Source organism: Candidatus Obscuribacterales bacterium (assembly GCA_036703605.1).
Lineage (GTDB): Bacteria > Cyanobacteriota > Cyanobacteriia > RECH01 > RECH01 > RECH01.
Window position 1 is genome coordinate 1 of record DATNRH010000502.1, and the last position, 26,505, is coordinate 26,505.

Here is a 26,505-nt window from a genome sequence, read left to right on the forward strand (position 1 = left end):
CCTCGTCCATCTGAATCAAGCCATACCACTTCATGTCATCGAACTCAGGTTATTCAAGATCCGCAATAGAAAAGGACGGGCACCCACTGGGGAGCGCCCGTTCACCTCAAGATTTTGGGGATCAAGACAGAGACTACTCAGCCGTAGCCAGCTCATTTTCGCCGCGAGGACGGCGGCGGGTAAGAGTGTTGAACAGCATTTGCCCGATCGCTTTCACCAAGTTGCCTTCCAGTTCCATGAACATTTTCATGTTCATACCGAAGGCGGCGTTGGCTTCATCCACGATTTGGTCGGCCATGTCATCCGTAATGGGCAAAGCATCCAGGGATTGGCGATAGCTGACCTTGAACTCTTTTTCGTCAGGAATATCAGCAAATTCGTAGAACGCCGTGCCTTCTCCATTGTTCAAGTTCATGCCGCGCTGGGCAATTCCCTTGAGGATCTGACCGCCGGATAGATCACCGAGATAACGAGTATAGGATTGAGCAATTAACAATTCTGGCTGGGTTGCAGACACTTCGCGGATGCGCTGCACATAGGCTTGGGCCGCAGGAGATGGAGCAACCTGCTCCCGCCAGTTGCTGCCATAGTAGTAGTGCAAATCTTGCTCTAGGCTGGCTTTCCGCTCAAGTTCGGGAAAGTAAATTTTGGAGAGAATAGGATGCTCTTTGTGCTTCTCCAGCTCTTCTTCAATGGCAGAGTAAACAAAGTACAGGTTGGCCACGAGTTTTCGATAGGAATTTTTCTCAACGACTCCCTTCAAAAAACATTTCACAAATCCCACGTTTTCTGCCATCGTGTGGGACTTCTTGGTTCCTTCTTTTAACTTGGTGGCTAGATTACTGCTCACTTTTAACTTGGTGGCTAGATTACTGCTCATGCTCAATATCCTAATGAACGTCTCAATGCTGGGCTTTTATACGTCAGTCACCAAAATGCAACCCCTATCAGTGCTTACTGGGGTCAGCTACTGCGTGCATTCAAAAAAAAGCTGCCTAGATTGTTACGATAGTCCGATTGTATGAGGACTATCATGAAAAAATTTTACGCAAGACCGGTGCCATCCTCACGGTTTTTCATGAGTTGTAACAAACCTAGGAGAGCGATCGCTCTCCTAGGCATGACATGCTCGACATCAGTACTAGGCTCGACCCTGATCTCGGCCCAGAGGTTATGCATTCGGCCAGGCTCAGGCGCGAGTCACTTCCAGCAGCCGCGAGAAGTAAAACCGGGTCTTGGTCATGGCATTGCGCTGCACCGTCCAGCCATTGCGCTCAAGGGCAGCCACTACATCAGTCTCACGGTGCAGGTAGGCACGGGTGGCTTTGCTGGGGCCAGGGAAAAAGTCGCCCACTTTTTTCAGCAAACTGTAGGCCGTCGTTTTGGGCGCAAAGCTAAGAATGAGACGAGATTCTGCCAGGCTGCTAAGATGGGCAATCATATCCGCCGACTTGTCATCGGGGTAGTGGATCAAGACATCTAGGCAAATAACTGTGTGGTATTTGCCCGATAGGCTTTCTAGATCTTGAGCCATGAAGCTGGGGTTATCGCGCTGATTGAGGGTAGCGATCGCCCGCACCTGAGCCTCTCCCACCATCTTGTCCGAGATGTCGCTGGCATAGACCCGCGCCCCCCGTTGGGCCAGGGGAATGCTAAGACTACCCACTCCACAACCCGCATCACAGATGGATAGACCGGGAAGATTTTGGTCAGCATCAAGCCAGGTGAGCACCGTATCAATGGTTTTTTGATGACCCGTGCGAATATCAAGCTGAACGGTATTGACCTGGCCGTTGCCATAAATGCGTCGCCAGCGATCAAATCCGGTTTCGTTAAAGTATTCCCGAACAATGGTTTTATCGTCGTTCTTCGGATTGGTAGCTAGGCTCATAGAAGTTTAGGATGCCGTACGTCTTGGGCAGAAATGTCAACGAGAATGAGGGCGATCGCACTCGAAGCTGCTGAATGGAGATCCAGCTAGAAGGCGACCGCTCTCCTACAGTTTAAGGACTATGCTGATCGTAATAGGTATCGGCGACGTTACAAACTCTGGATATGAGTCCAGCTTAGAAATTGGGATCTAGCAAGGTAGGCCGTTCAATGCAGTCTGCTACCTCCTCGGTGGGTACAGGTGGGCTGCAAATGTAGCCTTGGATCGCGTAGCAGCCGTGTTTTTTGAGGAATGAAAGCTGGTCGCGGGTTTCCACGCCTTCGGCAATCACCTTCAAATTTAAGCTTTGGGCCATGGCAATAATGGCAGTGGTAATAGCAGCATCCTGCTTATCCTCAATAATTCGGCAGACAAAAGATTGGTCAATTTTCAGCAGCGTGATCGGCAGCCGCTTCAGGTTGCTCAAGGAAGAATAACCCGTACCAAAGTCATCCACCGCAATCCCCACCCCCATATCTCGCAACTGGTTGAGGGTTTGCACCGCATCATCAATATTTTCCATCAAGCTGGTTTCGGTTAGCTCCAGCATGAGGCAGGTGGGATCGAGCTGGGTTTCTTGAAGCACCTGGGTAATGTGATGCACCAAGTTGGTGTGCTTGAATTGGCGGGCAGAGAGATTGATGGAAATTTTTAAGGTCGCTAAGGATCGATCTTGCCAAACCTTCAACTGAGAGACTGCCGTAGACAGCACCCATTCGCCAATTGGGGTCATCAAACCCATATCTTCGGCAACCACCATAAAATCTGCGGGCAGTAAGAGCCCCCGAGTGGGGTGATTCCAGCGCAGCAGGGCTTCTAGCCCCAGCAACCGCCCGGTAATCACATTAACTTGGGGTTGATAATACAGCTCAAACTCTAGTTCAGCGATCGCCCTCTGGAGGTCTAGCTCCAACTGGCGACGATCTTGATCCATCTGGGTCATAGCTGGATCATAGATTTGATACCCCTGGCTCCCCTTCTGCTGCCCCCAATGCTCGGCGGTTTCTGCCCGAGGCAAGAGGGCATCCGGCGTTTCGCCATGCTCAGGATAGAGGGCTGCACCGAGATTGACCCGAATATTGAGAAGATGATCGCCCAACTCATAGGGCTGTTGAAGCTGGTCAATCAAGTGCTGAGCCAACACGCCCACATCTTCCGGCACTAAAATATCTGCCCAGACCACACAAAACTCATTGCCCCCGAGGCGAGCAACAATGCGATCGCTCCCGGCTATGTTCAGTAAGCGATCGCCAACTGCCTTCAGCAGCATGTCCCCCACCGATTGACCATAGAGGCTATTCACATCGCGAAACCGACGAATGTTGACACAAAACACCGCCACGATGGTAGAGCTACGTTGCTGTTTGAGGGGACGCAGCAATTCGTTGAGACGATGGCGCAGCAAAATCCGGTTGGGTAAATTGGTCAGCGGGTCGCTGTAGGCCACCTGGCTCAAGTTCGCCACCGTTCGCTTCATTTCATTCACGTAGGGATCGGTGACACTGGCCTTTTTCGACAGACGAGCCGTAATCGCCTGCAGCAACTCGGCACTTGTAAACGGCTTCGTTAAGTAATCATCTGCGCCCAGGATCATACCCTGGCGCATATCAGAGCGATCGGCCTTAGCGCTCAAAAAAATAAAAGGAATGATAGCAGTTTCAGCATCATCCGATAGCTCTCGAAACACTCCATAGCCATCGAGCAGCGGCATCATAATGTCACAAATAATTAAATCCGGCAGATAGCTCCTAGCCGCTTCTACGCCAGCCTGACCATCGCCTGCCTCAATAACCTGAAAATTTCCATAGTGTAAAATTCGCGCAATATTCGAGCGAATTGCTTGTTCGTCTTCAATAACTAAAATTGTTTTCATCAGATCCCTCAATCATGGGCATAACAGATTTAGCGCGTCTAGTGAGCCACACCGATGACTAGCTATAGGAGGTGACAGCAACCCATCGGTGATTGACTCAGCTAGGTCATACCGCTTCATCGCTTCATTCATGAACTATCCGTCCAACGTGACATCGTTCATTGTTCTGAAGCGCAACAGAGTCTGGGGCAATGGAGTACCTGGGGACGATAGATACCAAGTAAAGACATAAATCTATGCATATCTTCATACATGTCCTGGTTATCCCGGAACATCTATGCGTAAGCTGCATACTAACTATCGGACTAACTAGCGGACTGATCATCGGTCTGGTTGCCCCAACCGATTGATACGTGAGCTTGCCGACCTCCTTCAATCCTAATCTGCAAGCAGCAGGTCTGACAGAACAGCACCATGGGTTGGCTTCTCAGAGGAGGAGCCTCAGGCAACCGAAGGTGAGTCTTGATCGTGGCGGTGTTTTGAGCGGCTTAAAAACCGCTTGGTTGGCCAGCTAAACGCATGATGATTGGCAGATATCCCGTGGATCGGTTGTCCTGCAAACACACCATATCAATCACTGGATAGCATTTTGCCTGACTATAAATTACTGTAACTTTTTGCGAACAAACGATACGAGCTGCGTCACCTGTTTCTTGAGGGTATTCACTTCGCTTTGGAGGTGAGCATTATGGGTTTGCAGGGTTTTAATGTCTGCCCGGAGGCTTTCCAGCAGATGATGGGCCTCATCGGGTGGGCTAGGCTGAGCCTCAACGGCTGGAGTAAGGCGGGACGTCTGTCCATTGCTGTCTGCTACTGCCGCCACCATGGGTCTGGCATGGCGACGGTCTTTGGCCTTGATCATGGCGGCCTTGATGGCTTTCATGAGCACGGGTGCATCAAAGGGCTTACTCAAAAACTCAAAATAGTCAAACAGTTCTGGTACGGCGGCGACTACATCCTCCTTTCGCCCCGACATCATGACCACAGGGATGCGACACAGGACGGCATCTTTCTGCATCCGCTGCACCACCTCCCAACCGTTCATATTGGGCATAAAGAAGTCGATGACCACTAAGCTAGGCTGTTCCTGCTGAATCACATCGATTCCTTCTGCCCCATCCTTGGCTTCAAACACTTCGAAATTGCCCTGAGGCAGCATGTCTCGAACTTGCATCCGGATGATGCGGCTATCGTCAACAATTACAATTTTTTGCCTGGCCATAGCAACTGGTAGTCAGTGGTGAGGACGGAATCAAACAATACCCAAGTCACAGCAGGTCATATCAGCCGTCAAGATGGGGTAGGTCAACGGTGCCAACAGGATCGAGAACACTAGGGGGAAGACTATCCGCCTAGGTCAACAGTTCCGTGATGGGTGTGCTGCAAAACTTGAGGTTCTCCCCCCATGGTTCGTATGGGAGGTCTGTGTGTAGATGTCAGGTTGATCCATGTCTTCTCTCGGCGACTGCCGCAACACGGCGAGAGACATCTGTAGGCTAACGCAGACCAAGGTCTAACCGCTGATCCTACAGTTCTACCCTATTTATTTCACCCTAGACCGGATTGAATCCGGAGATCACCCCGCTATTTAGTCTGCCCCAATGGTTAGTATTTATTTTCATCTTGGTTAAGCGGTTTGGACAAGATGGCAGCGATCGCCCTCCAGCCACACCTCAGCTAACTCTTTTCAGGCAACTCATTTCAGGCAACTCCTCTTAAGCAATTGTATTGACTGTCCGAGTATTGGCATACTGATAGAAACAGACATTGCACAGCCCGAACCCTTGGTTCCCCTCCTGCTGCCGATGGGTATGCATTCAGGAGGGGCGATCGCTTTGGGCTCTGCATTCACGCCTAGACCTAGTTGTAGACCGACGTTGACCATGACCTCTGCTTTTCTCGATCGTCTTCATCACCCCAGTCGTCCCGTGATTGTGTTTGACGGAGCCATGGGGACGTCTTTACAGGCACAAAACTTGACCGCCGCAGACTTTGGTGGACCAGAGTATGAAGGCTGCAACGAATATTTGGTGATCACGGCTCCGGAGGCCGTGCGCAAAGTCCATGCAGACTTTTTGGCAGCCGGGGCCGATGTGATTGAGACCGATACCTTTGGCGGTACGTCGATTGTCCTGGCTGAATACGACTTGGGCGATCGCGCCTATGAGCTCAACAAAACGGCAGCGGCATTGGCAAAATCGGTGACGGCCGACTTTGCCACCCCCGACAAGCCGCGATTTGTGGCCGGATCCATCGGGCCAGGCACCAAACTACCAACCCTGGGGCATATTGACTACGACACCCTCAAAGATGCCTTTGTGGAGCAGGTGGAGGGCTTATTGGATGGTGGGGTAGATCTGTTTATTGTGGAAACCTGTCAGGATGTGCTGCAAATTAAGGCGGCGCTGAATGCCATCGAGCAGGTGTTTCAAGCGAAGGGCGATCGCCGGCCGGTGATGGTATCGGTGACCATGGAAGTAACGGGCACCATGCTGGTGGGCTCGGATATCAGCGCCGTGCTAACCATTTTAGAACCCTATCCCATCGACATTTTGGGGCTCAACTGCGCCACCGGCCCCGACCGCATGATGGAGCATATCAAATATCTCTGCGAACAGTCGCCCTTTGTGGTGTCCTGCATTCCCAACGCGGGGCTGCCGGAAAATGTCGGCGGGCACGCCCACTACAAGCTGACGCCGATGGAATTGCGCATGGCCCTGACTCGCTTTGTGGAAGATTGGGGAGTGCAGGTGGTGGGCGGCTGCTGCGGCACCCGGCCGGATCACATTGCCCAGCTATCGGAACTGGCGACCCAGTTCGCACCCAAACCCCGCGACGTGCGGCAGGCGATCGTGCCTCGGCTACCGCTGCACTACACCCCCGCTGCCGCTTCTATCTACTCGGCCCAGCCCTATGACCAAGACAACTCCTTCTTAATCATTGGCGAACGCCTCAACGCCAGCGGCTCGAAGAAATGCCGCACCTTGCTGAATGAGGAAGACTGGGATGGTCTTGTGGCCTTGGCTAAATCCCAGGTGAAGGAAGGGGCCCATGTTCTAGATGTGAACGTCGATTATGTCGGTCGAGATGGCGTCAAGGATATGCATAACCTGGTGTCGCGCCTGGTGACCAATGCCACGCTGCCCCTGATGCTCGACTCCACGGAATGGCAAAAGATGGAAGCGGGGCTGAAGGTGGCCGGCGGCAAATGTTTGCTCAACTCCACCAACTATGAGGATGGAGAAGAGCGCTTCCTGAAAGTGCTAGAGCTCGCCAAGCAATACGGTGCAGGCGTGGTGATCGGCACCATTGACGAAGAGGGCATGGCGCGCACGGCCGAACGCAAGTTTGCCATCGCTCAGCGAGCCTATCGCGATGTTCTAGACTTTGGCATTCCTGCCCATGAAATTTTCTACGATCCCCTGGCGCTGCCGATTTCCACCGGGATCGAAGAGGATCGGGCCAATGGTAAAGCAACCCTGGAGGCGATCGCCCAGATCCGCCAAAACCTTCCCGGCGTCCACATTGTGCTGGGTATCTCCAACATTTCCTTTGGGCTTAACCCGGCTGCCCGAGTCGCGCTCAACTCCATGTTCCTGCACCTAGCCATGGAGGTGGGGCTGGACGCTGCCATTGTCAGCGCCTCCAAGATTCTGCCCTTGGCTAAGATTGATCCCCACCATCAAACCGTCTGCCGACAGCTAATCTTTGATGAACGACAGTTTGAGGGCGATGTCTGCACCTACGATCCCCTCACGGAACTCACCCAGTTGTTTGAAGGAGCCACCACCAAGCGCGATCGCTCCCAAGACAAAACCCTGCCCATTGAAGAACAGCTCAAACAACACATTATTGATGGTGAACGCATTGGTCTAGAAGACGCCCTTGCCCAGGCCCTAAACCACTATGCGCCCCTAGAGATCATTAATACCTTCCTCCTTGATGGCATGAAAGTGGTGGGAGACCTCTTCGGCTCTGGGCAGATGCAGCTTCCCTTTGTGCTGCAATCGGCTGAAACCATGAAGGCGGCCGTGGCCTACCTAGAGCCGTTTATGGACAAAGAAGCCTCTGACCAAAATACCGGCAAGGGCACCGTGATCATTGCCACCGTCAAGGGCGACGTTCACGACATTGGCAAAAACCTTGTGGATATCATCCTATCCAACAACGGCTATCGGGTGATTAACCTCGGCATCAAACAGCCGGTTGACAGCATTATCGACGCCTACGAAACCCATCGCGCCGACTGTATCGCCATGAGCGGCCTGCTGGTGAAATCAACGGCGTTTATGAAGGAGAACCTAGAAACCTTCAAAGAACGTGGCATCACAGTGCCGGTGATTCTGGGCGGTGCGGCTCTGACGCCGAAATTTGTCTATGAAGATTGCCAAAATGCCTATAACGGTCGGGTGATTTATGGCAAGGATGCCTTTGCCGACCTGCATTTCATGGATAAGCTTATGCCGGCCAAGGGGCAGGGAGAGTGGGATGATCGCCAAGGGTTCTTGACGGAGGCGGCCGATCTACCCTTAGATGGCGTGGCGACGACAGGGGCTCCGGTTGAGGAAAGCAACGACGTTGACTCCCAACCCGTGGACGAACCCGCTAATACCGAACGATCAGAAGCGATCGCCCTAGATATTCCTCGCCCCACCCCGCCTTTCTGGGGAACCCAAGTGCTGAATCCTGCCGATATTCCCATGGACGAAGTGCTGTGGTATCTCGACCTGCAGGCCTTGGTGGCAGGGCAGTGGCAGTTCCGTAAACCCAAGGGGCAGTCTCGGGAAGACTACGACGCCTTCCTCGCCGAGAAGGTTTATCCCATCCTCGACCATTGGAAGCAAAAGATCCTCGACGAAGACCTGCTGCAACCCCAGATCGTCTACGGCTATTTCCCCTGCCAGTCCGATGGCAATGCCCTGCATCTCTACAATCCCGATCATCCCACCGAGACAGCCGACAAGCCCCTGGCCACCTTCCAGTTTCCTCGGCAGCGATCGCTGCGGCGGTTGTGCATTGCCGACTTCTTTGCGCCGGTAGACTCCGGGCAGATCGACGTGTTTCCCATGCAGGCGGTGACGGTGGGCGAACGCGCAACAGCCTATGCCAAGCAGTTGTTTGACAGCAACCAATATACCGACTACCTCTATTTCCATGGGCTAGCGGTACAGGTCGCCGAAGCCTTGGCCGAATGGACCCATGCTCGCATTCGGAGGGAATTGGGTATTGGAGCAGAGGATCCTACGACGATTCGTGATGTGCTGGCCCAGCGCTATCAAGGATCACGTTACAGCTTTGGCTACCCCGCCTGCCCCAATATGCAGGATCAGTATGTGCTGCTGGAACTGTTGGACACGCAGCGCATTCAGTTACATATGGACGAAAGTGAACAACTCTACCCAGAGCAGTCCACCACAGCGATTATTGCCTACCATCCTCAAGCCAAATACTTTAGCGCTTAAGGTTTCTCGCCTAAGGGGGATGCTCGGCGCTTGTCTATGTGCTGGTATGGGCTGGGGAACAGTCTAGATCGTGAACGGCGATCGCTCTCCAATGGTTCAGGATTGTGCCAGGTGGCAGCGGGCAACGCGTTAGAATGAAATGCTTTGAGGCGATCGCTTAAGCCACGATGACGAGCAGCGATCGCCCCTGCGCTAGAGCGATCGCTCATATCCCATTGCAAAGCATGAAGACATCCTCTAGTGAGACGACGACCGCAGGACAAGCCTCTATGATAATCATGGAGTCCATGCGCAATGGGTTCAACTTCGGCGAACTCCGATGGTTGACCCTGACGAATAACATGTAGGAGCGTTGTGACATGCTTGGGTTTTGGACAAAATTCGCCCGCCGCGATCGCCTGATGTATCCCCTAGTCGGCACATACCGAGCCCTAAGCTCTGCCTCTGCAGATGAGCTATGGCAAAAGGTGGTGAATTTTGCTGATGTCTCTTGGCATCCCATTCTGGCACGCACCAACGTCCCTCGGGGGCTACTCCCTAAGCCTGGTCTGATTTTTGAGGCCGTCACTCGGCTATCGCCCATTCCCATCCGAATTTTTGTGGAACGGGTCAATCCCCGAGAATTGCTGAGCATTCGAATTATGGCCATGCCAGGAGTAGAAGAACGCGTCACCTATCGCGTGGAATCAACCCTGTGCGGCAGCTACATTTCCTACTCTGTGACCCTTAAGGGTTGGCTCTCTCCCCTCGTGTGGTCTATTATTCGTCCCTATGCAGAGAAAGTGGTGGATCGCCTAGTTCATGCCGCCGAACAAGATCGTCTATCTGCTGCGCTCCCCGGTGGTTCACGCCCCGTCCGCAGTAGCTTTCAAGACTTACTAAGCCTAACGCTCATGGTCGGCAGCGTTAGCCTCTGGATAGGACAACCCCTCTGGTGCAGTGTTTAACACGTTTCCGATTATAGGTATTAGGAGAAGCGTTGAGCACCTCCTCGTATCGTTCTGCATTCGACTGCTAGACTATATCGTTGACTAGCGAAGCAGGTCGTCCCTGCGTTAGGAGTTGGAAAACCCGCAAGATGTCGTTGAAGGTGGGGATGCTGTGTCGAGTCGAACTGTGATCTGTTGTGCTCTACGCCAAACCAGTCTGATTCTTGGGCTACTGGCGATCGCCAGTTGTGCGTCCCATTCGGATCAGGTCGAACAATTGCTAGACACGAATGCCTGCCCGACCTGTGACTTGTCTGGCACCAATTTGCAGCGCCTCGACTTACAGCAAGCTGATTTAAGAGGAGCGAATCTTCAAGAAACAAACCTCCAACAAGCTAATTTACGTGACGTACTCCTGATTGGAGCAAACCTACAACAGGCCAATCTCATCCGCGTCAATTTGGATGATGCCATTTTGGTTAACGCGAACCTACAATCGGCTAACTTACAGCGAGCCCGGCTGAGGGGTGCCGATCTACGAGGGGCTCAGTTTAGTGGGGCCAATCTCGAATCAGCAGACCTCAGCCATTCCTCTTTAGATCCCGTAGCGCTCGAATCTGCAACGTTATGCGCTACGGTCATGCCTGACCAAACAACAGAAAATCGAGATTGCGATTAGTGGGGTGCGTCCCACGTTTATTGCCCTCACCCTCAATCCCCCTCCCAGAGCAGGCAAGGGACTCTGAAGCCGCCCTCTGCTTCCTTCTTGGGACAAGGACTAGGGGATGAGGGCCAACTTACAAACCTGGGCTACACCCAGTGCGATGTTCGCACTGGCTCCTAGCTGCCTCGACGATTCCCCCAATCAACCCATCAACTTGGCCCAGGCTGGAAACTAGGCTAACGGGGGCGATCGCTCCTAGCTTGACCTATCTGCGCCACTGTCATCTAGCCCAAGGGCGCGATCCGTGCTGTGTAAGCAGCCCCGTCTAGACCCTCGCCCACATCGGCTGTTTCATCGTCAATCATGCCGTTGAGGCGTTCAATCCGGTCAGCCGTGTTGGGGTGCGTACTGAGGAATGTCGGAACAGAGCCCCCGCCCAATAGTTTTTCCATAAATGACACCATGGCAGAAGGGGCATAGCCAGCCTCGACAATAGTCGCTAGCCCTAGTTCATCAGCCTCGTATTCATCTTGACGACTGTTGGGTCGGTTAATCGCTAGCTCAACCCCAATGGCCACGGCTGTGTTGCGATCTAGCCCTGCTGCAGAGGCTACACCAGCGGCGATCGCCCGTTCACGCATTTGCTTTACGGCATGACGAGCAACAATATGACCAATTTCATGGCCGATGACGCTGGCCAATTCTGCCTCATTGTCCGCCTCTTCAATCAACCCTGTCGTGACATAGACATAGCCGCCCATGGTCGCAAAAGCATTCACCTGCTCATCATCCACCACTTGGAATACGTAGGGAATGTCAGAGCGATCGCTGTAGGGTACGAGAGCTTGACCAATTTCATCAATATAGGCATTCACCGATTGATTGGTGTAAAGCGAAAATTGCTGCGTCACCAATTGTTCATTAATTTGTCCACCAATCTGCACCTCTTGGGAGTCAGACATATTGGACAACTGAATGACCTGAATGCCTCGAAAAATTAATTCAAGGAAGCTCAGAGCCTGTCCTGGTTGTGGTGTGCCCAGAACAAGTCCTAACGCCATGACTACAGACATCAGCCCATAAAACCAGCGGCGGCGAAGTTGACGATAAAGCGTGGGGAGGAAGTTCATCATGGTAGTAAGAGTTGAATTCAAACTGGCTTGAGATACACCAGACGCCATACCCAGCTACGTTGGCCAAGGTTATGACAGACTGAGGCGCAGGAAACAATCGCTATATACCATGACGCCAAGAGCATCTCTGATGTTGCCGTAGGAGCGATCGCTCTCTCAAGGTCAACACCGATCCATGGTCTACCTTCATCATACCCATCGAGGCCTAGGTCATCCCAGCCATGATGATCGAGGGCGATCGATGAAGATTATCCCCAAGGATTGTCTCCAGTTAGGTTGCCAGGGAAGCACTGCCTGGCCCTTGGAACATCAGCCAGGAGAGAAAAAAGTTAAACACAAAGATCGCCAGCAGCATGGTCACAACGGCCGTGGTCGTAGATTGTCCTACCCCTTTGGCTCCTCCAGTGGTGGTTAAGCCCCAGCTAGAGCCAATAATGGCAATCAGTAGCCCAAATACCCCAGCTTTGATGGAAGCACTGACCAGATCCCAGACGGAGAGAAAGCTTTGGGCTGAGTCGATAAACACCGTGCGGGAAATGTCATAGAGCCCTTCCGAGATCAGCATCCCACCACCCAGCCCGGTCAAAAACGACAGCAGCGTTAGAATCGGCAGCATGGCACAACAGGCGATCACCCGAGGAATCACCAGGTAGTCAATCGGGTCAGTTTTGAGCATTTGCAGGGCATCGATTTGCTCTGTCACGCGCATGGTGCCAATTTCTGCGGCAAAGGCCGATCCAACCCGTCCGGCTAAAATCACAGCGGTTAACACCGGAGCTAGTTCGCGCACAAGGGCCAGGGCTAACACGCCTCCAACGGCCGTCGTGGCTCCAAAGGCAATAAATTCTCGGGCAACTTGGATGGTAAAGACCATACCCACAAAACTGGCGGTGAGCAGCGCAATCAACAATGACTCTGGCCCCACCATAGCCATTTGGTCCAGCGTATTGCGCCGATGAATACGTCCACGGGCTAAATGGACAACGACTTGACCGCCGAGGAGGGCGGCGGCAATCAGGCGCTGAAACCAGCGACTTAGACTAGACGTGCTCAGTTGTCCGCTCAATGGAGGTGTCCTTGGAAGAGTATAAGGGGGTTAGACGGGAAACAGCATACTGGGCGATCGCGCCTATGACAAGCATCCCATGAACAGATCAGGCACAAGGAAGGCATGATTCTCACGCTAGCCTATTCTGGCTTCCAGAGCGAAACCGCCGGGACGCACCGGCACCGGTACGCTTTAGTATAAGGCTCTGGTTCTCCCGTAACAGCGATCGCCCTGATTGACCTTCAGGAACCGAATTGAAACACCCACGAACCTTCTAAAACTCTCTATGCTGAAAGATGGTGGGGCTGCCATACCCCTAACGGCGCTGTTACCTTTTAGTTATCAACGTTTTCTCCCCTTATGATGCGATATTCCATGCGATGTAAAACCCCAGATGGGCAAGATGGACAGGGCCGCTGGGCTCCATGGCGAATGATAGCGATCGCCATGGGTCTATGCTTAAGTGTCACGCTCTGGTTAGTACCCCAGCCTAGTGCGATCGCCCGTACCTTATCTGCTCGGGCCACCGACATCCAGCCCTATCTCGATCGCGTAGACAATCAGATTACAGAGTTTACCCTCGACAACGGCATTCGCTTCATTGTCATGGAGCGTCATCAAGCGCCGGTGGTCTCGTTTATGATCCATTTCAACGTTGGGGCAGCAGAGGAAGAAGATGGCAAGACCGGCGCAGCCCACTATCTAGAGCATTTGGCCTTTAAGGGAACCTCCCTTGTAGGCACCTACGACTATGAGGCCGAACGTCCCCTGCTCGACCAATTGGATGCACTGTTTGACCAAATCTTGGCGGCACGGGCGGCGGGTGATATCGACGAGGAGGCAAGACTGCAGGCAGAGTTTGACGCTGTGCAGGCAGAGGCAGCTACCTATGTCAACCAAAATGAATTTGGACGAATTGTGGAAGAGGCTGGCGGCGTAGGCTTGAATGCCACCACTTCGGCTGATGCTACGCGATATTTTTATAGTCTACCGGCCAATAAACTAGAGCTTTGGATGTCGCTGGAGTCAGAGCGGTTCCTCGACCCAGTATTTCGCGAGTTCTATGAAGAAAAGGATGTCATTTTAGAAGAACGGCGGATGCGCACCGACAATTCCCCCGTTGGCAAAATGATTGAGGCATTTTTGGAAACCAGCTTTCCTGACTATATCTACGGTCGTCCGGTGATTGGCTATGAAGACGATCTACGGAACATGACCCGGGATGATATCTACGATTTCTATACCACCCACTACACCCCTCGGCGGATGACCGTGACCATGGTCGGCGATGTCAATCCTCGTGAGGTAGAGCGTCTGGCGCGAATCTACTTCAGCCGCTACCCCGATCGCCCCAATGCTCCTGATGTGGTGGCCGAGTTGACACCCCAAACCGAACCTCGGGACGTCACCCTCTACCTCAACTCAGAACCTTGGTATCTAGAAGGCTACCACCGGCCTGATCTCAACCATCCCGACCATTCTGTCTATACCGTCATTAACGGTATTTTGACCAGTGGACGCACGTCTCGACTCTACAAGTCCTTGGTGCAGGATGGACGAATCGCTTTGGATATGGGCGCTGCGGATGGGTTCCCGGGCGATCGCTTCCCTAATCTGGTGCTGTTTTATGGTCTAACCGCACCGGGGCATACGGTGGATGAAATCAAAACGGTGATGAACCAAGAGTTCGATCGCTTGCGTACCGAACCGGTCACAGCCGATGAACTCGAGCGCGTTAAAACTCAATCCCTTGCCAGCTTGGTGCGCAGTCTATCCTCCAATCAAGGCATGGCTAGCCTCTTGGCATCCTATCAGGCCAAAACAGGCAGTTGGCGCAATCTCTTTTCCGAGCTAGATGCCATTAATCAAGTCACCGCTGAGGACGTGATGCGGGTCGCCCAGACCATGTTCCGCCCTGATAATGTCACCACAGGACGAATTTTGCCGCTGGAAGAACAGGAAGAAACCTAGCCAATAACCCAAGCTTAGAAGCAGGTCCTATTCGAATAGCCCCAAGCGCTTGGGGCTGGCCTGTGGCCCCACAATCTCATGAACGAAATTCTTACATTCTTGATGTCTTGGACCCATAGGAGCAAAACAACATCATGCAGCGGTTAAAGAGATGGCGAACCGGAACCGCCCCCCAGGCTTGGCAGGCTAGTCTGCAGCGCAGGCTGATGCGCTATGGCGTGGTCATGGGGCTGACCATAGCGGTACTTGTGCTAGGCTTTGGGCGATCGCCCGCCTTTGCTGATACGCCCCGGCATTACACCGAACTAGAGTTTGCGCCTCTCCCAGAAATTCAAGTACCCAACTATACGCGGGTGGAGCTTGACAATGGCATTAAAGTCTTTTTGCTGGAAGACCACGAACTGCCGCTGGTGAGCGGCATGGCTATTTTTGGCACCGGCGATCGCTTGGAGCCAGGAGATCAGGTGGGGTTGGCAGATCTGACCGGTGAGGTGATGCGCAGCGGCGGCACCCTCAATCATCCGGCCGATGAGCTTAACCAGATTCTTGAGCAGGATGCTGCCTCCATCGAAACAGGGATTGGCGGGGCCTCGGGGTCGGCTAGCTTTGATACGCTCACCAAAGATGCTGGCGAGGTGCTGCAACTGTTTGCTGAGGTGATTCGCCAGCCAGCGTTCCCCCAGGAAAAAATTGACCTGGCTAAATCCCAGCGCGAAGGGGGAATTGCCCGCCGTAATGATGATCCAGATAGCATTTTGGGCCGGGAGTTTAGCAAGCTGATCTATGGCGAGGATAGCCCCTACGCCCGCACCATGGAATACAGCACCCTCGACAATATTGCCCGCGAGGATATGGTGGCGTTTTACGATCGCTATATTCAACCCAACAACATGATGCTGGGAATTGTGGGCGATTTTGAGACCCGCGAGATGCGATCGCTGATTGAGGAAACCTTTGGCGATTGGCAAGCAACCCAGCCAACTCCTACGCTGGAGCTGCCGCCCGTGGAGCAGGCCCAGACAGGAGGCCTCTTTGTGGTGGATCAACCCCAACTCACCCAAAGTAATATTCGCATTGGTCACCTAGGTGGCCTGTTGAACGACCCTAACTACGCCAGTCTCTCGGTGATGAACGAGGTGATGAACGGCTTGGGTGGACGGCTGGTCAACGAGGTGCGATCGCGGCAGGGCTTGGCCTATGTGGTCTATGCCTTCTGGTCAGCGCGTTATGACTATCCGGGGATCTTTGTAGCGGGTGGACAAACGCGATCGGAAGCCACGGTGCCCTTTATTCAATCGGTGAAAGCCGAAATTGAAACCCTGCGAACCAGTTCAATTACCGAAGACGAGTTGACCAGAGCCCAAGACTCGGTACTCAATTCCTTTGTCTTCAGCTTTGAGCGCCCCAGCCAAATCCTCTCGCGGGTGATGAATTACGAATACTATGGCTACCCGGAAGACTTTATCTTCCAGTATCAGCAAGCGATCGCTGATACCACCATGGAGGATGTCCTCAACGCCGCCCGCACCTACTTAGATCCCAGTAAGTTGGTGACCTTGGTGGTGGGTAATATTGCAGAGATTAACCCGCCTCTCAGTGACCTAGGCATGGAGATCACACCCATTGATGTGACCATTCCCCCCCGAGGCTAGTAGAGGTTAGCAGAAGCTAGAGACGTCATCGGCTGGAGGCTGCGGCTCCCAGCCGATGGATGATCCTAGGGACGCCAGGGATATTGGCGAAAATCAGGCGATCGCTTATCCAAAAACGCCTGCTTGCCCTCACTGCCCTCCTCGGTCATGTAGTAGAGCATGGTGGCATTGCCTGCCAGTTCCTGCAAGCCAGCTTGACCATCGCAGTCGGCATTCAAGGCCGCCTTCAGACAGCGAATAGCAATGGGACTTTTCTGCAAAATTTCCTGGGCCCACTGTACCCCTTCCGCCTCCAACTGCTCCACCGGCACCACATGGTTCACCAAACCCATGTCCATAGCCTGTTGAGCATTGTACTGACGGCAGAGAAACCAAATTTCCCGCGCCTTCTTTTGACCGACAATCCTGGCCAGGTAGCTGGCCCCAAAGCCGCCGTCAAAGCTGCCCACCTTCGGGCCTGTTTGCCCAAAGATCGCGTTATCAGCAGCGATCGTCAGATCACAGAGGATATGCAGCACATGACCACCACCGATGGCATAGCCAGCCACCAGGGCAATCACCACCTTGGGCATGGAACGCATCAAGCGCTGTAGGTCCAGCACATTGAGACGGGGCACCCCCGCCTCATCTTCGTAACCCGCTGTGCCCCGCACACTTTGATCGCCACCGGAACAAAAGGCATACTTGCCGTCGGTGTGGGGACCAGCTCCCGTGAGCAGCACGACACCAATGGTTGAATCCTCTCGGGCATCGACAAAGGCATCGTAGAGCTCAAACACCGTTTTGGGGCGAAAGGCATTGCGTTTATGGGGACGGTTGATGGTGATTTTGGCAATGCCATCCATCTTGTGATAGAGAATGTCGTCGTAGGTTTTAGCCGTTTGCCAATCAATCTGCATAGAAACCAGGAATCGCGATAGGCGGACGGGGCTGAGCTAGCCCAATGCTGAGATTAGCCTATCTAGGGGAACCTGTCACGATGTCGCTGTGAGTACAGGCAAGCTGCACCCATGGCCAAGGAGATTGAGCAGCAGAACTTTTTGTGGGCAATCTTAAGAAATACCCACGCCATCGCTAGGCAAGATGGGTGGAGAGCATGTCAAATCAACGGCTTGGTTGAATCTTCCCGAGAAAATGGTGTCATGGTTTGCTCCGTTTTCATCAAAATATCCTGGACAAAGCGCTCGCTGAAGCCAGCCACAAAGGAAATCGCTAGATACAGGTAGGTGCGATTGGTTTGCTCGCGATTGCCCACCGAAACCAAGCCTGACTCTAGGGCCGCAAAGATAAAAATGGCGAAGGCAATGCCAATAATAGGCTTGAGCAGCCCTGTAAAAAACAGCACCAGTGGCTCAGGACGTTGCCCATAGACCATGTTTTGGGCTCGTACAATCACACTAATCGAGCTGCCCAAGGCTCCGCCGATCACCACAATCAGCAGCAGCGACAGGCGAATGCCCACATTCTCAAAAAACGTGCCGGTGTTGCGCAGTGTCCCCTCGTCTACCGCCACAACACTAATATCCCGAGACTCGCCGGCCGGCTCTTCAGGTTCTCTCGTGGGTTCATTGGGCGTGGGTTGAGACGAGCGATCGCTCTCCTCCACTGCTTCCTCTGCTGGCACCTGCTGGGATAACTGGGCAGGCGCAGTCTCTAGCGGGGGCAATGCAGCGGGGGGAGGTGCAGCCAAGTTGGCTGGGGATGCATCGGGTGCGGGTGTGGGCGCTACTTCGGGTTCAGGCGTGGGCGCATCTGCGCGAGGTGTGGACGAATCTGCGCGAGGTGTAGGTTCTGGGGTTGGGGTCTGCCCAGCCTTACTGCTGGCTTGGGGCATCAGAGTATAGCCCGCATTAGCGTCCAACATCTGTTCCTTGCCACCTGGGAGCTGCAGCCACATGTTGCGACTGGGCTGAATGCTGATTTGCCCCGAGGATGAGGTTACCTGCAAGGACGGCGCGGTGCCCTGAATGATCAGGTAAATCAAAAAGGGAGCGATCGCAAAGATGCTGATGAAGCCTGCCAGCCCCAGAATCAACATGGTGGACTGGGAGTTGTTAACGAAAATCTCGTAGCGAATACGGCGGCGAATGCGGCGGGCAATGGTTAGATTACGATGTTTCAGCGTCGGTGGCAAACTCGGGGTGGAAACATCGGCAGGGGGTTGAGCGCTAGACAACAAGAGGTCGATAGCGCTACGAGCCATATGCACCAGATAGACATTTCTCAGCTTGCGTAAATCCGGCAGTTGATAGAGTAGATGGCCAATTTCTCGCTGAATTTCATCATCTAGGGTGAGGGTCTGCAGCTTATGGCAGGTTTCGTCCATGAGGCGATCGGTTTCGGTTTCAACTTCGACCGCAAGCTGTTCTTGATCAATTTGAGTTTTGGCATCTTGCAGCAGCGAGGCAAGATGTTTTTCATGCACCCATTCGAGAATGTCTTGGGAGTTGATGGCTTTTGGGGTACTCATCGAGGATCACCTTAGAAAGGGTTGGGGGCGATCGCCCCTCTTGGGCCAGTACCACAGGAGCGATGGTCGGACGTCCGGAGGAGTCGGCTCCCTGTTTGTATAACTTGACCCAATTGTGACGAACAAGGATGGAATGATCCAGTGGGCGGGGGCGGATTATTGCTTCATACGCTGCCAAAGGGTCTGCCGCCAATGCAGATCGATGGAGCGATCGGTCACCAGTTCCAACACGCGAATACCGCTCTGAGGTAATGGATTGAGCGATTGCACTAACTGTTCCCAGGACTTGATGGGCTGATGTTCGATGCCGTAGGCAGCGCAAAGGTGGGCAAACTTCACCGATTGGGGTGTGGTGAAAAATGTATCGAACAAGGCGGGCTCGGCTTGAGCAATGGGCAGGAGCCCAAAAATACCGCCGCCGTTGTTGTTAATCACAATCACCGTTAAATGCCCTTGCCAATGGTGCCGCACCAGGAAGCCGTTGGTGTCGTGCAGGCAGGCCAGATCACCGGTGATCAACACACCCTGGCGGCCATAGCAGGCTCCTAGGGCAGTGGAGAGGGTGCCGTCAATGCCGTTGGTGCCTCGGCTGAAAATCATCTGATGCTGCTGGGCATTCAGGGGCCAAAACCATTCCACATCGCGCACGGGCATACTGTTGGCAATCACCACCGGGGTTTGGGGTGGCAGCGATCGCCCCAGGAGCCAAGAAAGTTTACTTTCCACTAAGCGTTCGGTGGCGGTGCAGTGCTGATCAATCAGCGATCGGATCGAGGCGGCGGCAGCTAGCCACTTATGGAGATAATCCGGTGGGCCAACGGTGGCCAGGTGGAGAGACTGCACGGCTTGATGGAGGGTGCAGCGCAGGGTATGGGTGCGGCCGTGGGTGGGATCAAGGTTGCGATCGCCCCCGTCAATTACCCACTGCAGCGGCTGGGTTTTGTCCAACCACTGACGCAACACCTTACTGGTTGGCATCTCACCAATCCGAATCACCACCTCGGGCGCAAGGGCGGCGGCGCGAGTAGGATGGCGCAAAATGCCGTCATAGGTTGCCACGAGGTAGGGATTGCAGTCCGCATGGTTGCGGGCTGGGGATAGACCTTCTGCCAGCACTGGAAAGCCCAGAGTTTTGGCCAGGTAGGCGATCGCTCGGCAATAGGCGCGGGGGTGGTCGGGTTGATCAACTCCGGCAATAATCACACCGCGATCGCAGGAACCCCAGGTAGCCACATGGTCAGCGATCGCATCTGGGGCGAGGGTGGGCGAGGGTGGCGAGGTGCCCCGGGTGATGGCGGCAAAAAACTGCGGCTCATCCCACTGCTTGGCCAGGGCGAGAACATCGGCTTGGGGAATGGGCGCAAGGGGATCCCGGAAGGGTTGATTTAAGTGCACCGGCCCAGCTACGGGATAGCGCGATCGCTCCCAGGCATAGATCAAGGTTTGCCGCAGATAGGCCAACAAGGCAGGTTCTGTAGACGGTATCGCCAGTTCGCTATACCAGTTAGGATAAGAGCCGTAGAGTTTTTGCTGGTCAATGGTTTGCCCCGCATTACAGTCCCGCAGTTCTGGGGGGCGATCGCTGGTGATGATCAGCAACGGCACCCGCCCTTCCCGAGCCTCGATCACCGCTGGATAAAAGTTAGCGCCCGCCGTACCCGACGTGCAGACCAGCACCGTAGGCTGCCGGGTCTGGCGCGATCGCCCGAGGGCAAAAAAAGCTGCTGATCGCTCATCCAACATAGGAATGGCCTGGATCGCCGGATGCTGAGCAAAAGCCACCGTTAAAGGGGTTGAGCGTGATCCTGGACAGAGCACCGCTGTTTCCACGCCTAATCGAGCTAGCACCTCCGCCATCACAGAAGACCACAGGCTGTTTGTTGTCCGAAAATCCAACATAGTCGCTCTTAAACCAATGCCTGCAGCAATGCCTGCAGCTTCAAATGCACTTCCGCCAGCTCCCGATCGGGGTTTGACCCAGCCACAATGCCCGCGCCAGCATAGAGCCGCGCCCGATTGCCATGGAGCCAGGCTGAACGAATGCCCACCACAAATTCACTGTTGCCCTGGTGATCAATCCAGCCAATGGGCGCAGCATAGAGCGATCGCTCAAAGGATTCGTGACGCAAAATCTCCTGGCAGGCCACCTCCCGGGAAACCCCGGCTACCGCTGGGGTGGGATGCAGATTGGCCAACAAGGTCAGAGGATGCAGACTGTTGGGCATCCGGGCCTGGATGGGGGTATGTAAATGCTGAATATTGGACAGCCGCAGCAAATCGGGCTCAGGAGCATAGCGGGGAGTAAGCCCAGCGGCCTGCAGTTGGGCGGCGATGAAGTCCACCACCACCTGATGCTCATGGCGTTCCTTGGGGCTATGGCGCAGGCGATCGGCCAGTTCGGCATCGGCCTGGGATGACCCACCCCGAGGCGAGGATCCTGCCAAGGCATCCACCACCAAGGCGCGATCGCGAACACTCAGCAACCGCTCAGGACTGGCTCCAATAAAGCTATGGCCCTGGTCATTGCCGGTGGAAAAGACATAGCAATCGGGATAGCGGCGACGCAGGTTATCTACCGATCGCACCACGGAGAAAGGCTGGGGCGACACCACATCCAAGGCATGGGCCAGCACCACTTTTTGCAAATGTCCCCGAGCGATCGCCCCTAACACTGCTCGTACCGAGGATTGGAAGGGGACTAGAGAGGTAGAGGAATCCGTCTCTTCCGAGAGCACTTGCCCCGGCATGGCGTCTAACCGATGGCACAGGGACACCACTGGCGAGGCCAGCGATCGCACCTGTTCTAGGGTCGTCCAAGTAGCCCGCGTCACCGCCCGTAGTGCCGTTTGGGGCGTAATGGAAAGATTGGCCGTGACGCTAGTGCGATCGCCTTGGGTGATCACCTGCCAAGCAGGAATAAAGACCGTTGCTCCCGGAAAAGGAGCCCCCGGACTCACTTGGGAAAAAAAGGTAAAGCTACAGAAAAAGTGCAGCAGACTAGGAGCATGGACGGTCTGACAGCGACGCAGACAGTCATCCATAAATCGTCGGGCATCCTGAAAGCGTTGAGGATGGCTAGAGCATTGAGCCACCGCACTGCCCACCGCCGCGATCGCTATCTGCTGCCGCCGGTTTTCAAAATAAAAATGGGGTTGCTGGGCCAAGGCCAACGCTTGCAACGCCATAAGCGGATCCAACGACGGGATCTCCCACGATAGGCTAGCGATCGCAGGCTCCTCCAGACTTGACTGCTGTTGACAACCCAACAAACACTGATACAGGTCTTGTTCTGTGTGCAGTCGAGGACGAGAATGGGGGGTTACGGTCATAGTAGGCAAAGCGGCAGGTTTCCATCCACTCAGGCGGTCTGACTGGGTAACATCGACATTGAGATACAGCCGGCTGCAGATCAGTCAACCCCGACCCGCGCTCCCACGGTTCGCGATGATCTGCCCAAGCCCATGGAGAGCATCACACTAAGCAAGCTGCACCCAGCGCTCCGATCCCTTCCAAACGATAAACGGTGGGGGGCAGTTTAGGGGAACTCTGTTGCACTGTGTTGCAGAGTATTACAAGACACAAACATGGCTGAGCACCCCCAGGGGTCACCCTAGGTCGGTCTATAAAACACCTGGGGGTTGGGGTAGAACCTAGGTAGGCAAAGGAGTTGATGCCTTGGGATGATCTCTCATCCATTCTACGAATAATTGGGGGACAGGCTGGACTAGCGCCTCAGGATTTTCCACGAAGCCTCGGCGGAATATTGCAATTCGTAACGGCTCACTCAGCGATCGCCCAAAATCACCCAATCGTCTGTAACCCTATGAGATACTGAGGTCTAGACAGCGCCAACTTCAGGTGCTTGCCGGAGTTCACTGCATCCGTCTCGGCAATCAACCACCCCGGTTTTGTCCCTGGGTAGGAGGGTAGATGGATGGATGGCTCTCCCCTCAGCTTCCGATACTATCCATTGACGTTTAAGACATGACGATTCAAACGGTGAGAACGGTGCGATCGCCGCATCGCAAACAACTCTGGATGGCTGCCATCAAGCCCCCCATGTATAGCGTCGCGATTATGCCCATTTGGCTGGGAAGTGCGATCGCCTTTGCCGAAACCCAGCGCCTGCATCTGCCGGTATTCCTCATGTTTACCTGTTCTGCCATCCTCATTCTGGCCTGGGAAAACCTCAGCAATGATGTCTTCGACTCAGAAACCGGCATTGATCAAAATAAACATCATTCGTTAGTCAATTTAACCCGCAATAAATCCTTAATTTTCTGGGTGGGCAATAGCTGTCTGCTGGCTGGCGTGTTGGGCATTCTAGCGATCGCTCTTTGGCAGCAAGATGCGACGGTTCTTGGGATTGTCTTACTCTGCTGCCTGTTGGGCTATTCCTATCAAGGGCCGCCCCTACGCTTGGGCTACCAAGGCTTGGGAGAACCCCTCTGCTTTTGCTGCTTTGGCCCCCTCGCCGTATCCGCCGCCTACTATAGCCAAACCCAAGCCTGGTCGTGGATGAGTCTGGTCGCGTCCATTGTCCTAGGATTAAGCACCAGTTTGATCCTGTTCTGCTCCCACTTCCATCAAGTAGACGATGATATCGCCGCCGGGAAGCGATCGCCCATTGTCCGCCTGGGTACTGAGCGCAGCGCCCAACTCCTGCCTTGGGTAGTGGGTAGCCTTTACGGGCTGACCGTGATCTTTGTGTTCCTACAACTATTCCCCTTGTGGACCTTGTTGATTCTGTTGAGCATCCCCCCCGGCTGGCACCTCTGTCGCCACGTTGGCCGCTATCACAACCATCCTGAGCGGGTTAGCAACTGCAAATTCATTGCCATTAAGCTGCATTTTTGGAGCGGTTTACTGTTAGGCATCGGGTTCTTGCTATGACTGGGCCTTTGAGCTAAACCTAGGGCTGGCGATGAAACGTCCTCAGTGTTGAACGCACGGCTCGATGATAGAGCGGGTTTTAACGATGTAGGTTTTGATAGAGCAGACCTAAGACTGCTAAATTGAAGGTTGACGATCATCAGCGATCGCTCTCCAGGGAGTCGATCGTTTCTGAATGCCTAATGTTGAATCATCTACTTGCGCCCTGGGTTCTCTACCCTAGGGGCTAGCCAAGCACAACTTGCCCATCCATCCAAGGCTGTAGCTGGGTTAAGGCAGCTCTAATCCCACGTCCCTACCCTTCTTCATTTCACCGTTTACGTTTGCATGACCATGGCTGCAGTTGCCCTACAAAACGTCCACAAAGTCTACAACAATGTCTGTGTCGTCAATGATTTGTCATTGACCATTCAACCCGGCGAGATCTTTGGTCTGCTTGGCCCAAACGGCGCAGGCAAATCCACCACCATTCGCATGTTGACCACCTTAACCCAACCCACTCAGGGAGAAATTGTTGTGGCCGGCTATGATGTGGTGCGCCAGCCCTTTTGGGTGAAGCAACAGATCGGGGTGGTGCTGCAACAAATCAGTGTGGATGTGGATCTGACGGTCTGGGAAAATATGGAATTCCACGCGCGGATGCACCATATCCCCAACTCCCGCCGACAGCAGGATATTAGCCGCTGGCTTGACTATGTTGAATTGAGCGATCGCAGTCAGTCTCTGGTGAAAACCCTATCGGGAGGCATGAAGCGGCGGCTGCAAATTGCCCGCGCCCTGCTCCACCAGCCCCAGATCTTATTCTTAGATGAACCTACGGTTGGGCTCGATCCTCAAACCCGACGCCGGCTTTGGGAAATCATCAAAGGCTTAAATCAACAGGGCATGACCATTCTCCTCACCACCCACTACATGGAAGAGGTGGAATACCTATGCGATCGCATTGGCATTATGGACAATGGCAAGCTGATTGAGATGGGCACCCTCGACGAACTGCGCCACAAGCATGGGCTAGGATTGCTGATGAAGCAGGATGGCGATCGCTGGGACTATACCTTTTTTCCCACCATGGATGAGGCCCAAGTGCATCTGGCAGCGCAGGTTGATAAAACCGGCATGATGATTCGCCCGTCTAACCTAGAAGACATTTTTGTGGATCTCACCGGTCACAACCTAGACTAACCACACTGGTTAGATGCAACATCTCCATCCTTAAATTTAGTCTTTCAGCAAATTGTTTGGGGTGACCATGGCCCGCCTGGCTAGCAAACTTGAAGCGATTCTTTATCTCAAGGGGCATCCACTGCCGCTGAGCAAAATCGCTGACTATGCTGGGTGCGATCGCCACGAGGTGGAAGAGGGTATTCTAGAATTAATGGACGACTACGCCCATCGCGACAGTGCCCTAGAAGTCGTAGAAACACCAGAGGGATACGCGCTGCAGCTACGGCCAAGGTTTCATGACTTGGTGGAGACGTTAATTCCCCTAGATTTGGGTGTGGGAGCCCTACGCACCCTGGCAGCGATCGCCCTCAAAGGTCCCCTGAGTCAGCCTGAGTTGGTGGAATTACGCGGTTCTGGAGTGTATCAACATGTGCCCGAACTCGTCGACTTGGGGTTGGTTCGCAAGCGTCGTAAACCCGATGAACGCTCCTACTGGCTGCAAATTACGCCAAAATTCTATCAATATTTTCAGGTAGAATCCCTGCCCTATCCCTTTGCCAGTCCTCCATCGAGCGATCACCCCTCATCTCCAGAATCCCAGGATCCAGATCCAGACGCCAACACTGCCAACAACGATGAGCTGGATGCGTAAACGCCCTGCATCACTGGGTTTAACCCCGATACCCCCAGATGATCTAGACTCCATATCCCAGGCTTGGGACATCGGATCCCCAGCAGTTCTCAGACACAGGATCTGCAATTAGATGCCACAATAGATTAAATTCAGTCAACCCAATGGTCTCTATGGTTTTTAACCCTGACAACAGCGATTTCTTCAGTGGCAACGCCGAAGAGGACCAAGCGAACCAACTGCTGAGCTACCTGCAAAACCAGCCGCCGGAAGTTCTGGCGCGCGTGGCTAAATCTGTGAGCCCAGAAATTAGGCAGATTATTTCGCAAAATGTTCAGGGATTGGTCGGTGTGCTGCCGTCTGAATCCTTTAATGTGCAAATTACAACCGATCGGGAAAATCTGGCCGGTCTCCTTGCGTCTGCCATGATGACGGGCTACTTTCTGCGCCGCATGGAGCAGCGGATGGAACTGGAAGATAGCGTGATGGGGTCCTTCTCCATGCGCCGTCGGTCAGGCTTTGACCCCTTCCCGGATTCCGACACCTAAGGTTCGATCGCTAACCGATCGAACCCAATGGCGATCGCCCCTGACCCGAGGCTGGCCGACTGTGCAGCCATCGGTTGAGTACGCCCCAAACCCAGGAGCGATCGCCACTGTGCCAAAATTTCAGTCTTATTTCCAGC

General features: G+C 53.9%; 20 protein-coding genes. 9 read left to right on the top strand and 11 right to left on the bottom strand.

The window, feature by feature from the left end; all coding sequences use genetic code 11:
* Window positions 1-133: 133 nt before the first annotated feature.
* The 4 genes from V6D20_10765 to V6D20_10780 form a co-directional block, all read right to left on the bottom strand.
* Window positions 134-880 (bottom strand): heme oxygenase (biliverdin-producing), encoded by a 747-nt coding sequence (locus V6D20_10765; protein HEY9816263.1) that lies wholly within the window; start codon window positions 878-880, stop codon window positions 134-136.
* 309 nt (window positions 881-1,189) lie between these two features.
* Window positions 1,190-1,891 carry a magnesium protoporphyrin IX methyltransferase gene (bchM, locus tag V6D20_10770; GenBank protein HEY9816264.1) on the bottom strand — a complete coding sequence of 234 codons (702 nt, stop codon included), beginning with the start codon at window positions 1,889-1,891 and terminating at the stop codon, window positions 1,190-1,192.
* Between the two features lie 175 nt (window positions 1,892-2,066).
* On the bottom strand, window positions 2,067-3,803 hold the full coding sequence (locus tag V6D20_10775) for an EAL domain-containing protein (GenBank protein ID HEY9816265.1): 1,737 nt from the start codon (window positions 3,801-3,803) through the stop codon (window positions 2,067-2,069).
* 604 nt (window positions 3,804-4,407) lie between these two features.
* Window positions 4,408-5,025 (bottom strand): response regulator, encoded by a 618-nt coding sequence (locus V6D20_10780; GenBank protein ID HEY9816266.1) that lies wholly within the window; start codon window positions 5,023-5,025, stop codon window positions 4,408-4,410.
* 661 nt (window positions 5,026-5,686) lie between these two features.
* Here V6D20_10780 and metH point away from each other — a divergent pair.
* Window positions 5,687-9,265: a methionine synthase gene (gene metH / locus V6D20_10785; protein HEY9816267.1), complete on the top strand. Its 3,579-nt coding sequence runs from the start codon at window positions 5,687-5,689 to the stop codon at window positions 9,263-9,265.
* Here metH and V6D20_10790 read toward each other — a convergent pair.
* On the bottom strand, window positions 9,262-9,474 hold the full coding sequence (locus V6D20_10790; protein HEY9816268.1) for a hypothetical protein: 213 nt from the start codon (window positions 9,472-9,474) through the stop codon (window positions 9,262-9,264). The genes metH and V6D20_10790 overlap by 4 nt on opposite strands.
* A 150-nt stretch (window positions 9,475-9,624) precedes the next feature.
* Here V6D20_10790 and V6D20_10795 point away from each other — a divergent pair, with 150 nt between their 5' ends.
* Together V6D20_10795 and V6D20_10800 are read left to right on the top strand one after the other, a co-directional pair.
* Window positions 9,625-10,212, top strand: coding sequence for an SRPBCC family protein (locus V6D20_10795; GenBank protein ID HEY9816269.1), 588 nt, complete (start codon window positions 9,625-9,627; stop codon window positions 10,210-10,212).
* Between the two features lie 154 nt (window positions 10,213-10,366).
* Entirely contained in the window at window positions 10,367-10,873 is a 507-nt protein-coding gene (locus tag V6D20_10800; GenBank protein ID HEY9816270.1) for a pentapeptide repeat-containing protein, read from the top strand.
* A 269-nt stretch (window positions 10,874-11,142) separates the two neighbouring features.
* Here the strand turns inward: V6D20_10800 and V6D20_10805 are convergent, their stop codons facing one another.
* Entirely contained in the window at window positions 11,143-11,991 is an 849-nt protein-coding gene (locus tag V6D20_10805; GenBank protein ID HEY9816271.1) for a M48 family metallopeptidase, read from the bottom strand.
* A 271-nt stretch (window positions 11,992-12,262) separates the two neighbouring features.
* Window positions 12,263-13,057: an MlaE family lipid ABC transporter permease subunit gene (locus V6D20_10810; GenBank protein HEY9816272.1), complete on the bottom strand. Its 795-nt coding sequence runs from the start codon at window positions 13,055-13,057 to the stop codon at window positions 12,263-12,265.
* Window positions 13,058-13,414: 357 nt separating this feature from the next.
* Between V6D20_10810 and V6D20_10815 the strand changes: the two genes are divergently transcribed.
* Together V6D20_10815 and V6D20_10820 are read left to right on the top strand one after the other, a co-directional pair.
* Complete coding sequence (locus tag V6D20_10815; GenBank protein HEY9816273.1) at window positions 13,415-15,010, top strand: pitrilysin family protein; 1,596 nt, start codon at window positions 13,415-13,417, stop codon at window positions 15,008-15,010.
* Between the two features lie 134 nt (window positions 15,011-15,144).
* Entirely contained in the window at window positions 15,145-16,662 is a 1,518-nt protein-coding gene (locus tag V6D20_10820; protein ID HEY9816274.1) for a pitrilysin family protein, read from the top strand.
* Between the two features lie 65 nt (window positions 16,663-16,727).
* On the opposite strand, the gene menB is transcribed toward V6D20_10820, so the two are convergent.
* From menB to V6D20_10840, 4 genes are all read right to left on the bottom strand, one after another.
* Window positions 16,728-17,561 (bottom strand): 1,4-dihydroxy-2-naphthoyl-CoA synthase, encoded by an 834-nt coding sequence (menB, locus tag V6D20_10825; GenBank protein ID HEY9816275.1) that lies wholly within the window; start codon window positions 17,559-17,561, stop codon window positions 16,728-16,730.
* Between the two features lie 200 nt (window positions 17,562-17,761).
* Entirely contained in the window at window positions 17,762-19,132 is a 1,371-nt protein-coding gene (locus V6D20_10830) for a hypothetical protein (protein ID HEY9816276.1), read from the bottom strand.
* A gap of 156 nt (window positions 19,133-19,288) precedes the next feature.
* Window positions 19,289-21,031, bottom strand: coding sequence for a 2-succinyl-5-enolpyruvyl-6-hydroxy-3-cyclohexene-1-carboxylic-acid synthase (gene menD, locus V6D20_10835; protein HEY9816277.1), 1,743 nt, complete (start codon window positions 21,029-21,031; stop codon window positions 19,289-19,291).
* 8 nt (window positions 21,032-21,039) lie between these two features.
* On the bottom strand, window positions 21,040-22,461 hold the full coding sequence (locus V6D20_10840; protein ID HEY9816278.1) for an isochorismate synthase: 1,422 nt from the start codon (window positions 22,459-22,461) through the stop codon (window positions 21,040-21,042).
* Window positions 22,462-23,116: 655 nt separating this feature from the next.
* On the opposite strand from V6D20_10840, the gene menA reads away from it, so the two are divergent.
* From menA to V6D20_10860, 4 genes are all read left to right on the top strand, one after another.
* A complete protein-coding gene (gene menA, locus V6D20_10845; protein ID HEY9816279.1) occupies window positions 23,117-24,025 on the top strand; it encodes a 2-carboxy-1,4-naphthoquinone phytyltransferase in 909 nt (302 codons plus the stop codon).
* A 333-nt stretch (window positions 24,026-24,358) separates the two neighbouring features.
* On the top strand, window positions 24,359-25,207 hold the full coding sequence (locus V6D20_10850; protein HEY9816280.1) for an ABC transporter ATP-binding protein: 849 nt from the start codon (window positions 24,359-24,361) through the stop codon (window positions 25,205-25,207).
* Between the two features lie 67 nt (window positions 25,208-25,274).
* Window positions 25,275-25,841, top strand: coding sequence for an SMC-Scp complex subunit ScpB (gene scpB / locus V6D20_10855; GenBank protein ID HEY9816281.1), 567 nt, complete (start codon window positions 25,275-25,277; stop codon window positions 25,839-25,841).
* Window positions 25,842-25,993: 152 nt separating this feature from the next.
* Complete coding sequence (locus V6D20_10860; protein ID HEY9816282.1) at window positions 25,994-26,368, top strand: DUF760 domain-containing protein; 375 nt, start codon at window positions 25,994-25,996, stop codon at window positions 26,366-26,368.
* Window positions 26,369-26,505: the final 137 nt, after the last annotated feature.

What these genes read in the sequence shown, in the direction of transcription:
- V6D20_10830 (HEY9816276.1), bottom strand. Translation starts at nt 19,132, where the DNA reads ATGAGTACCCCAAAAGCCATCAACTCCCAAGACATTCTCGAATGGGTG.
- menA (HEY9816279.1), top strand. Translation starts at nt 23,117, where the DNA reads ATGACGATTCAAACGGTGAGAACGGTGCGATCGCCGCATCGCAAACAA.
- bchM (HEY9816264.1), bottom strand. Translation starts at nt 1,891, where the DNA reads ATGAGCCTAGCTACCAATCCGAAGAACGACGATAAAACCATTGTTCGG.
- V6D20_10840 (HEY9816278.1), bottom strand. Translation starts at nt 22,461, where the DNA reads ATGACCGTAACCCCCCATTCTCGTCCTCGACTGCACACAGAACAAGAC.
- menD (HEY9816277.1), bottom strand. Translation starts at nt 21,031, where the DNA reads ATGTTGGATTTTCGGACAACAAACAGCCTGTGGTCTTCTGTGATGGCG.
- scpB (HEY9816281.1), top strand. Translation starts at nt 25,275, where the DNA reads ATGGCCCGCCTGGCTAGCAAACTTGAAGCGATTCTTTATCTCAAGGGG.
- metH (HEY9816267.1), top strand. Translation starts at nt 5,687, where the DNA reads ATGACCTCTGCTTTTCTCGATCGTCTTCATCACCCCAGTCGTCCCGTG.
- V6D20_10805 (HEY9816271.1), bottom strand. Translation starts at nt 11,991, where the DNA reads ATGATGAACTTCCTCCCCACGCTTTATCGTCAACTTCGCCGCCGCTGG.
- V6D20_10860 (HEY9816282.1), top strand. Translation starts at nt 25,994, where the DNA reads ATGGTTTTTAACCCTGACAACAGCGATTTCTTCAGTGGCAACGCCGAA.
- V6D20_10820 (HEY9816274.1), top strand. Translation starts at nt 15,145, where the DNA reads ATGCAGCGGTTAAAGAGATGGCGAACCGGAACCGCCCCCCAGGCTTGG.
- V6D20_10780 (HEY9816266.1), bottom strand. Translation starts at nt 5,025, where the DNA reads ATGGCCAGGCAAAAAATTGTAATTGTTGACGATAGCCGCATCATCCGG.
- V6D20_10815 (HEY9816273.1), top strand. Translation starts at nt 13,415, where the DNA reads ATGCGATGTAAAACCCCAGATGGGCAAGATGGACAGGGCCGCTGGGCT.
- V6D20_10850 (HEY9816280.1), top strand. Translation starts at nt 24,359, where the DNA reads ATGGCTGCAGTTGCCCTACAAAACGTCCACAAAGTCTACAACAATGTC.
- V6D20_10795 (HEY9816269.1), top strand. Translation starts at nt 9,625, where the DNA reads ATGCTTGGGTTTTGGACAAAATTCGCCCGCCGCGATCGCCTGATGTAT.
- V6D20_10790 (HEY9816268.1), bottom strand. Translation starts at nt 9,474, where the DNA reads ATGAGCGATCGCTCTAGCGCAGGGGCGATCGCTGCTCGTCATCGTGGC.
- V6D20_10775 (HEY9816265.1), bottom strand. Translation starts at nt 3,803, where the DNA reads ATGAAAACAATTTTAGTTATTGAAGACGAACAAGCAATTCGCTCGAAT.
- V6D20_10765 (HEY9816263.1), bottom strand. Translation starts at nt 880, where the DNA reads ATGAGCAGTAATCTAGCCACCAAGTTAAAAGTGAGCAGTAATCTAGCC.
- menB (HEY9816275.1), bottom strand. Translation starts at nt 17,561, where the DNA reads ATGCAGATTGATTGGCAAACGGCTAAAACCTACGACGACATTCTCTAT.